Genomic DNA, 8,342 nt, shown 5'->3' with positions numbered 1-8,342 from the left:
CTCCTGCGAGCAGTGCCACGGTCAGGGCACGACGCACGGCGATGCGGGCTTCATCGCCCACCCGACGCCGGAGAGCTGCATGGTGTGCCACGACAAGAAGAACAGCCCCAAGTTCGATTACGCCAAGTACTGGAAAGAGATCGCCCACTGAGAGTCTGGTGGACGAGGGCACGATCGCGAAGGCTCACCTCGTTGCGGCCGGCTCACGGGAGCCGCCGCGAGGCGCTTCGCGCCGCGCTCAGGCCCTGCGTGGCGGGGCGGTGAGGATTCGCTGCACGCGATAACGGGCGAGGCCGAGAATACGGTTGCACCAGTGCTCGCGCGACAGGAAGGTGAGCACCGGACGGCGGCGCACTCCCATCCGGGTCAACTCGGTCGCCGGCCCCGGATTGCGGGGATCCTGCCGATAGGCGCCCAGGAAAGTGCGATGCGCGGCGGCGTTGTCGCCGCAGAGGCGCTGCACGCGGCCCAGGTTGGTGCGAACCTCTGCGTTGCTCGGTGCGAGGTCGAGAGCCTTGCGGCAGAGCTCCAGAGCCTCGGCGTTCTGGCCGTGCAGTTTCGCTACGCAGAGTCCGAACCACGACAAGGCTTCGGCATGCTCCGGGTCGTGCCACAGCACTTCTTGCAGCAGCTCGAAGGCCTCTGTTTCCTGCCGCTCACGCAGGCCAGAGCGCGCTTCCTCGTAAAGACGTTGCGCTTCTCCCGGCGAACGCACTTCCCGCGCCGGCGCCTCCGCCAAGTTCCAGGCGCTCCCCCGCGTGTGCTCGGGGCGCGACAGGGTGGTAGAACTCCCGATACGTTGGCTGGACATGCTGCACCTCCGGCTCGCTCCGCTCCGCTTCACTCGCGGGCGAGAGACCGCACGCTGACGGATAGGGCAGCCACCGCAACGCCCGTACCATTCCTGCCGCCGTCCCGTCCCGCGCCGCGGCGTGGCCCCGGAAGGCTGGTGCTTCCGCAAGCATGCCGAGGCAGGCAGGGGATCGACCCTTGTGGGTGCCCCACGCGTTGCAGATTGCAGATTGCACGGCGGGAGGGGACTGGCGAAGGGCCCCCCTAGTGCACGGGGTAGGCGCTGCCGCCGATGAACTCGCGCAGCACCGAGGTGGCGGGGACGCAGGCATCGTCGGCGGTTTCGAGCTCGGCGAGGAGCGCCGCGATGCGGCGAGAGCGATGCAGGGCGTCGACGCGGTGGGGATCGTCACGCCACATCTCCACGAAGCGCGGGAAATGATGCTCCAGGTGCTTCTTGAAGATGGGGAGCTCATAGGGCAGGGCGCCGTTGATCACCGCGTCGGCCTTTTCCAGCTGGGGGATGATGTGCTTGAGCTCGCCGCGGCGCACGTGGTGCCAGTGGGAGATGGTCTGGGAGGGATCGTAGCCCCGGTGCGAGGCGTCGCGCATCATGCGCCGCAGCAGTCGCAAGTCCGTCCAACGCACCCAGCGGGCGGCGCCGTCGCGGAGCTGGAGCACGGTCTCGATGTAGAGCCGGAACTTGAGGGACTCGTCGACGCTGGCGGTGAGCGGTGCGTAGAGCCCGTGGAGGGTGTCGAGGAGGAGCACCTCGCCTGGGCCGAGGCGCAGCGCCCGGCGCTCCTCGATCCGCCGGCCGAGCTTGAAGTCGTAGATCGGCATCTGCACCTCGCGGCCCTCCAGGAGCTCCTGCAGATGGCGGTTGACGAGCTGCAGATCCAACGCTTCCGGCGTCTCGAAGTCGTAGTCGCCGCTCGCGTCCCGCGGGTGCAGACGCAGGTCGAAGAAGTAATTGTCCAGGTTCATGGGGACGACACCGAGACCCGCAGCGCGGAGCGACTCGGTCAACTTGGCGGTCGCCGTCGTCTTTCCCGAAGACGAGGGGCCGGCGATGATCACGAGCCGGAGGCGCTGGCGCGACTCGAGCACGAATTCCGCGGTGGAACGCAATTGCTCTTCGTAGGCGGCCTCGGCGGCGGCCACCAACGCCGGGAAAGTGCCGTTCCGCACCTGCCGGTTGAGAGCCGCGACCGTGTGGCAGTCGTGCTCCAGGTTCCACACCAGGGTGCGCCACATCGTCTGCCAGGGGACTTCGCCACCGCGCTGCCGGCGCTCGCGCCGCTCTTGCCGCAGGCGCGAGCGCTCTTGGCGGTAGAGGATGTAGGCCTTGGCGGTGCGGGCGTGGCCATTTTCGATCAGCACCTTCTCCACCAGGTCCTGGATTTCTTCGACGCTCGGCGTGTCGCCGCTTTGTGCCAGGAGAGCGACCACCGCGTCGGAGAGCCGCTCGGAGAGCGCCCGGTCGTGACCGCCCACGGCGGCGGCAGCCTTGTAAATGGCGGTGGTGATCTTCGACGGGTCGAAGCGAACGACCTCGCCCGTGCGCTTGATGATCTGGGTCGGGGGCGGCATGGATCACCTCGAGTGGCCGGGCGCCGATGCTACCACGGCGCCTTCAAGGGAGGCGCGACGGCGGGAATTCAGCGGGGCAGAGGTGCCGGCGCCGCAGCAGGGGCGGCCTCGGCGGGCGTCTCGAAGCCGGCGAAGCGGATATCCTTGTAAGCGTCGCAGCGCGAGCAGAGCGAGATGAGATCGCGCCGGCCGCGGTCGAGGAGAGTGCGCATGGAGCGCATCACCGCGCCGTTCCAGATCTCGAGCACGCTCTCCTTCTTCACGTCGCCGACGATGCCCCGTCCCTGCTCGTCCCAGCAGCAGAGCGGTGCGGTGCCGTCGCTGTAGAAGAACATCTCGTCCAGGATCTTGAGACACGGTTTGAGCACCGGCTGGGTCTGCCCGGTCCAGGGCCAGTTGTAGAGCGGCACGAGGAGCGCCACGTCCACCCGGGGCCGCCAGTAGTCGAGGAAGGCCTGCTGCTCGTGCTTGTTCTCCGGCATGTCGATCATGCGCACCTCGATGGTGCAATCGTAGTTGCCCGCGTCCCGCAGCTCGACGAAGCGGTTCGTGTACTCCACCACCTTGTCGTAGTCCACCCCGGGCCGGGCTGCCTCGTAGGTGGCGCGGGAGAAGCCGTCGATGCTGAAGCGCACGATGTCGATGCCGGCGTCCAGGAGGGCGCGGGAGCGGGTCTCGGTGAGCAGACCGCCGTTGGTGTTGATCTCCACCTTCGCGGTGGGATCAGACTTCATGGCGCCGATGATCTGCGGCAGGCGTTTCTCCGAGAGCGGCTCGTTGATCAGGAACGGCCGGTAGGTGACGCCGAGCCCCCGCGTCTCTTCTACGATCTTCTTCCACACCCAGTCGTCCATGAACATGGGCCCGCGCTCCATGGTTGGATAGGGACAGAAGGGGCAGCGGGCGTTGCAGGCCAGGTTGGTTTCGATCTGGATGAAGCGAGGTGTCTCGCTGTAGTGCAGCTCGCGTACCGTGCCGTCCGGCGCGATCGTGCGGGGGTTGCTCATCCTGGCTCCCGGACCGGAGTGGGACTCGCCTCGAGGGCTTGCAGCAACCGCTGCAGGCAGCGCTCGGAAGCACCGAGATTGGCAGCGACGAAGGCCCGGGCCCGGCCTCCCCGGTGCAGGCGCTCCGCGGTATCGCCTGCCACCCTCTGAAGCTGGCGCTCCAGGTCGACCGAGGACCGTATCACGGCTGCGGCGCCGGTCTCAAGCAGCATTTCCGCCTCCGGGGCATTGTGATGCCCGGGGCCGAAGAAGAGCGGCAGCCCCATGATGGCGGGCTCGATGACGTTGTGCACGCCACGACCGAATGCACCACCCACGTAGGCGGCGTCGGCGTCGGCGTAGAGCTCAGCTAGAACGCCGACACGATCGACGAGGACTACTTCCGCCGGCTCGCTCTCGACGAGAGCGGAGAAACGCGTGCTCTGCAGCCCCAAAGCGGTGAGCTCCTTCTCCAGTGCTTGCAGGTGCGATGGGGTGGGCTCGTGGGGAACGAGGACGAGACGCGCGCTCTGCGCTGCACCTCGTTCCGTCAGCGCTGCCTGGCCTGCCGCGTCTGCGGCACGCCAAGCGCACCAGGCCGCGAGCACCGTGCGCTCGTCCGCCGGCCAGGTCGAGCCGGCGAGGAAGGTGAAGGGGCGGGGCCGGCGCCGCAGGACGTCCGGGATGGGAGCCTTGGCCGCCGCTTCGCGCCGGCGCAGCACCTGATCGAAGCGGGTGTCGCCGTCGACGAAGATGGCGGGGTGCTCGGGTACCAGGGCACGGAAACGCTCGGCATCGGCGGGGCTCACAGCGCTGATGCAGGCGAGCCGGCGGTAGAGTTGGCGATAGAGGGAGCGCGCCGGCCATTGCTGGCGCCGCGAACGTGGCTGCAGCGTCGCATCGACGAGGGTGACGGGGACGCCGCGGCGCGCCGCTTCGACCACCAGATTCGGCCAGAGATCGAACTTGACGAGCACGAGGAGCCGGGGCTGCAGGGCGTCGAGAACCTGGCTCACGTCGTTCCGGTCGTCGAAGGGCAGGTAGTCGTAGTACGCGGCTTCGCCGAGGCGCCGGGCATAGTCGTAGCCCGAGGGCGAGAAGAAGGTGTGGAGCACCGCGAGCTCCGGACGCGCCGCGGCGAGCAGTGCTACCAAGGGCCGAGCCTGCTCGTACTCGCCCACCGAGGTGGAGTGCATCCACACGACGCGGCCGCGGAGCTCCGCCGCCTGCGCCACCAGGCGCGCGACCACGCCCTTTCGACCGCGCCAGCCGACGCGCAGCTTCGCATCGCCGAGCGCGAGAAGCGGCGCCGCCAGGCGAGCCGCGGGAAGGAGCGCGTTGTAGAGGCGGAGCACCGTTGGTTCCTCCAGCTCGATGCGAAGTTACCTGGGCGAGGCGAGGAGTGCGGACGCCACGGCGCTCGCCTCGTCGACCGAGATGTTCTCCATGCATTCGTGCGTGGGGCGGTGGCACGGGCGGCTACCGTTCTTCGAGCACGGGTTGCAGGGCGGCGGTCGATGCAACGCCCGGCTCGCCGGGCGATATGGGGCATAGCCGAAAGCCGGCGCGGTGGGACCGAAGAAGGTGAGCACCGGGCAGCCCACCGCCTCCGCCACGTGCGCCAGGCCGCTGTCGTTTCCCACACACAACCGGCAGCGCTCGAGCACCGCGGCGGTTTCCAGGATATCGAGGCCGCAGGCATCGAGCGTCACCGCCGGCGACACGGCAGCCACTTTGGCGGCGAGCGGGCTCTCTCCCGCCGCACCGAGGAGGACGAAGCGACGCTCCGGCACGGCGGCGAGGCGCGCGACGAGTGCGGCGAAGCGCTCCACGGGCCAGCGTTTGCTCGCCCAGCGCGCCCCTGGCGCCACGGCGATCCAGGAGCGCTCGCCGTTTCCGACGCCGAGAAGGGAGGCAGCGCGAGCGCGGGCGTCGGCGTGGAGCACGAGCCGCGTGTCGTGGAGGCGCGGCGCCAACCCGAGACGCCGCAAGGGCTCGAGCATGCGCTCCCGCAGCGGCCGGACGCCGCCGAAACGAGCGTACAGGTCGCGATGGGCGTGCACGAGCAGCCAGCGCGGCAGCTCCTGCTTCGAAAACCCCGGCCGCAGGCGACTGCGGAGCCGCCAGGTGAGCAGGCGCGAACGCAAGCTCTGGTGCAGATCGAAGACGTGCTCGTAGGGCTCGCGGGCGAGCGAGGCCCCGACCGAGAGGAGCTGCAGCGGACCGGCACGGCGCGAGACCGCGACCACGCGTGCGACGCCTGGGAGTGCCGTTGCCAGGGGGACGAAATCCTCGCGCACGACACAATCGAGCCGCGCCGAGGGGAAGTGCTCGCGGCAGCTCTGCAGGAAGCTGGAAGCGAGCACGATGTCGCCGAGGGAAGACAGGCGCAGCACCAGAATCGCGGCCATGATGGCCTCCGTTCGCCGTGCGCATCGTAGCAGACCGATCGGAGCTTCTCGTCGGGCCGGCCACGCTGTGCACACGGCGTCGTTGAGAGGTGCGCATGCTTGCCCTAGAATGCGGTGCGAGGTGAGGAAGTGGATCTTTTCCGTCTCGTGGTGTTGGCGCTGCTCCTCGGGCTGTCGGCATACTTCTCCGCCGCCGAAACGGCGCTCTTCTCCTTGCGCCTGCCCCAGATCCACACGCTGCGCCAGCAGGACAGCCGCGCTTCGCGTGCCATCCTCGCCCTCCTCGAACACCCGCGGCGCCTCCTTGCCACCGTACTGATCGGCAACACCTTCGCCCATGTCCTCATGGCGGTCACCGCGGCGAGTGCTTTCGTCGCCTGGTTCGGTCCCGAGCGCGGCCCGGCGCTGGCGACGCTCTGCATGGGGCTCGTGATCCTGGTGGCAGGCGAAATCCTGCCGAAGACGCTGGCAGTCGGCGCGCCCCTGGCGCTTGCCCGGCGCTTGGCGGCGTCGCTGCGCCTGACAGCGCTGCTGCTCGGCCCGCTGGCGAAGAGCGCCGTCCGCCTCACTGCCGCCGTGGTCCGGCTCTTGGAGCGCCGCGTACCCCGCCGCGACGAGGCTCTCTCGGAGAACGAGATCAAGATGCTGGTCACCATGGGGTGGGAGCAGGGTGTCGTCGGGGTCAGGGAGAAGGAATTCATCCACAACGTCTTCCAACTCAACGACCGGTTGGTGGAGGACATCGTGACGCCGCGGACGCGGGTGTTCGCCGTGGACGCCGACGCCGCCGTCGAGGACGTGCGCCACGCCATCGCTCATGCGGGCTATTCGCGGGTACCCATCTTCGAGGGGACGCGGGACAACCTGGTGGGCTACGTCGAGGTGTCCGACCTGCTCTGGCCGAACCAGGCTCCGGATACGCGGCGGCTGCGCTCGCTGCGGCGGGAACTGCTGTTCTTTCCCGCCACTCTCCGCGTCGGCGAGCTTCTCCTGGCGTTGCGGCGCACGGGAGAAGAGATCGCGGCGGTGGTGGACGAGCACGGCGCCTTCGACGGCATCGTCTCCCTCGAGGATGCTGCCGAGCAGGTGGTGGGCGAGATCATCGACCTGCACGATCTGGAGCGCTACCGCCTCACCGACCTCCCCGACGGCGACCTTCTGCTCTCGGCGCAGATGGAGATCGACGTCTTCAACGCCCTCCTCGGGGCGGAGCTGGAGGATCCCGATGTCGACACCTTGGGAGGACTGGTGAGCAAGCGGCTCGGGCGCATCCCGCGCCAAGGCGAGTGGGTGGAAATCGCCGGCATGCGCTTGACCGTGGAGCAGGCAGCACCCAACCGGATCCTGCGCCTGCGCCTCGGGCGGCGCGCGGCAACCGGGCCCAGCGTTCCCCGCGCGCCGCACGGCGACGGCAAGGGAGGGCGCTGATGCAACCGATACTCGTCTTCGCCCTCTTGCTCCTGGGCTCGGCGTACTTCTCCTCCACCGAGCTCGCCATCACCATGGCGAGCCGGGTGCGCTTGCGCACCGCCGCTGCCGAGGGCCGCCGTCTGGCGCGCCTGGCCGAGCGCCAGCTGCGCCGGCGGGACCACGGCATCGCCCTCTGTCTCGTCGGCAACAACCTGGTGAACGTCGGCATCGCCGTCTATGGGCGCGAGACGCTGCTCCACCTCGTGCCGCTGCGCGAGGCCGCGGCGGACGTCCTCGCCACGCTTCTCGTCGTGCCCTTGCTGCTCGTCTTCGGCGAGGTGCTGCCGAAAGCCGTGGCGCAGAGCTATCCGAACCGCGTGCTGCGCTTCAACGTCCTGCTGCTGCTCGTGTTGCGGATCGTGCTCGCGCCGCTCCTCCTGCTCGCCATCGGTCTGGCGCTTTCGGTACGGCGGCTGCTCGGTTCACGGGGCTCGGTGCTCGAGTTCGCCTCCCGGGAGGACCTCAAGCAGTTCGTGGCCCGCAGCGAGTCGGGCGGCCACTTGGACCCGGAGGAGCGCGAGCTCATCGGTCACATCGTCGAGTTCTGGCGGCTGGACCCGATCCACTTCGTGCGTCCCCTGCAAGCGGTGCCGCAAGTGCATCTGGAAGCAAGCGCTGGCGCGGCGAAGGAGCGCATGCGTGCGACGCGGATCACCCGACTCCCGGTGACCGATGCCAGCGGCAAGGACGTGGTGGGGGTGGTGAGCGCCGCCGCCCTGCTCGGCGCCGACAACGACTCCTCGGTGGCGCGCTGGATGACGCCGCCCGTCCGCGTCCGCCAAGGCACCGGCTTCGATCGTTTGCTCGGTGACCTGCAGCGCAGCCCGAGCCAGATCGCGGTGATGGAAGGGGACGGAGAGGTGCTCGGGATCATCCGGCTCGACGATCTGCTGCACCGCCTCATGGGGCCCGGCAAAGGGGCAACAATGGCGCCCCCGGCAGCGCCCGCCGGGGCCCGGCAAGAAATGCCTTGATGCCTCGACTGTAGCTTCCTAACCTGCCGTTCCAGCACGAGTTCGGCCGCGATTGCGTTCCCCGGCGCGAGGTCGGAGCTTTCCTAGAGAGAGCCGGGTCTTCCCAAGAGGTGATG

General features: G+C 69.0%; 7 protein-coding genes. 2 read left to right on the top strand and 5 right to left on the bottom strand.

Annotated elements, in window-relative coordinates; genetic code table 11:
- Positions 1-238: 238 nt before the first annotated feature.
- The 5 genes from VFE28_04340 to VFE28_04320 all read right to left on the bottom strand — a co-directional run bounded on the left by VFE28_04340 (position 239) and on the right by VFE28_04320 (position 5,782).
- On the bottom strand, positions 239-811 hold the full coding sequence (locus VFE28_04340; protein ID HZM15211.1) for a tetratricopeptide repeat protein: 573 nt from the start codon (positions 809-811) through the stop codon (positions 239-241).
- A 245-nt stretch (positions 812-1,056) separates the two neighbouring features.
- Positions 1,057-2,385, bottom strand: coding sequence for an ATP cone domain-containing protein (locus VFE28_04335; protein HZM15210.1), 1,329 nt, complete (start codon positions 2,383-2,385; stop codon positions 1,057-1,059).
- Positions 2,386-2,453: 68 nt separating this feature from the next.
- Positions 2,454-3,392, bottom strand: coding sequence for a radical SAM/SPASM domain-containing protein (locus VFE28_04330; protein ID HZM15209.1), 939 nt, complete (start codon positions 3,390-3,392; stop codon positions 2,454-2,456).
- Positions 3,389-4,726 (bottom strand): glycosyltransferase N-terminal domain-containing protein, encoded by a 1,338-nt coding sequence (locus tag VFE28_04325; GenBank protein ID HZM15208.1) that lies wholly within the window; start codon positions 4,724-4,726, stop codon positions 3,389-3,391. Before VFE28_04325 ends, VFE28_04330 begins: the two co-directional genes overlap by 4 nt.
- A gap of 27 nt (positions 4,727-4,753) precedes the next feature.
- Positions 4,754-5,782 (bottom strand): glycosyltransferase family 9 protein, encoded by a 1,029-nt coding sequence (locus tag VFE28_04320; GenBank protein ID HZM15207.1) that lies wholly within the window; start codon positions 5,780-5,782, stop codon positions 4,754-4,756.
- Positions 5,783-5,896: 114 nt separating this feature from the next.
- On the opposite strand from VFE28_04320, the gene VFE28_04315 reads away from it, so the two are divergent.
- Together VFE28_04315 and VFE28_04310 are read left to right on the top strand one after the other, a co-directional pair.
- On the top strand, positions 5,897-7,210 hold the full coding sequence (locus tag VFE28_04315) for a hemolysin family protein (protein HZM15206.1): 1,314 nt from the start codon (positions 5,897-5,899) through the stop codon (positions 7,208-7,210).
- Positions 7,210-8,226 carry a CNNM domain-containing protein gene (locus VFE28_04310; protein HZM15205.1) on the top strand — a complete coding sequence of 339 codons (1,017 nt, stop codon included), beginning with the start codon at positions 7,210-7,212 and terminating at the stop codon, positions 8,224-8,226. The genes VFE28_04315 and VFE28_04310 overlap by 1 nt, the downstream gene beginning before the upstream one ends.
- Positions 8,227-8,342 lie beyond the last annotated feature (116 nt).

Source organism: Candidatus Krumholzibacteriia bacterium (genome assembly GCA_035649275.1).
In the GTDB taxonomy this organism is placed as follows: Bacteria; Krumholzibacteriota; Krumholzibacteriia.
The sequence above is the reverse complement of the archived record's forward strand: the minus strand, read 5'-3'. Positions and strand labels throughout refer to the sequence as shown.

Bases quoted from the DNA above. Each gene is read 5' to 3' on its own strand.
- VFE28_04330 (HZM15209.1), bottom strand. From the start codon at position 3,392: ATGAGCAACCCCCGCACGATCGCGCCGGACGGCACGGTACGCGAGCTG.
- VFE28_04335 (HZM15210.1), bottom strand. From the start codon at position 2,385: ATGCCGCCCCCGACCCAGATCATCAAGCGCACGGGCGAGGTCGTTCGC.
- VFE28_04320 (HZM15207.1), bottom strand. From the start codon at position 5,782: ATGGCCGCGATTCTGGTGCTGCGCCTGTCTTCCCTCGGCGACATCGTG.
- VFE28_04340 (HZM15211.1), bottom strand. From the start codon at position 811: ATGTCCAGCCAACGTATCGGGAGTTCTACCACCCTGTCGCGCCCCGAG.
- VFE28_04310 (HZM15205.1), top strand. From the start codon at position 7,210: ATGCAACCGATACTCGTCTTCGCCCTCTTGCTCCTGGGCTCGGCGTAC.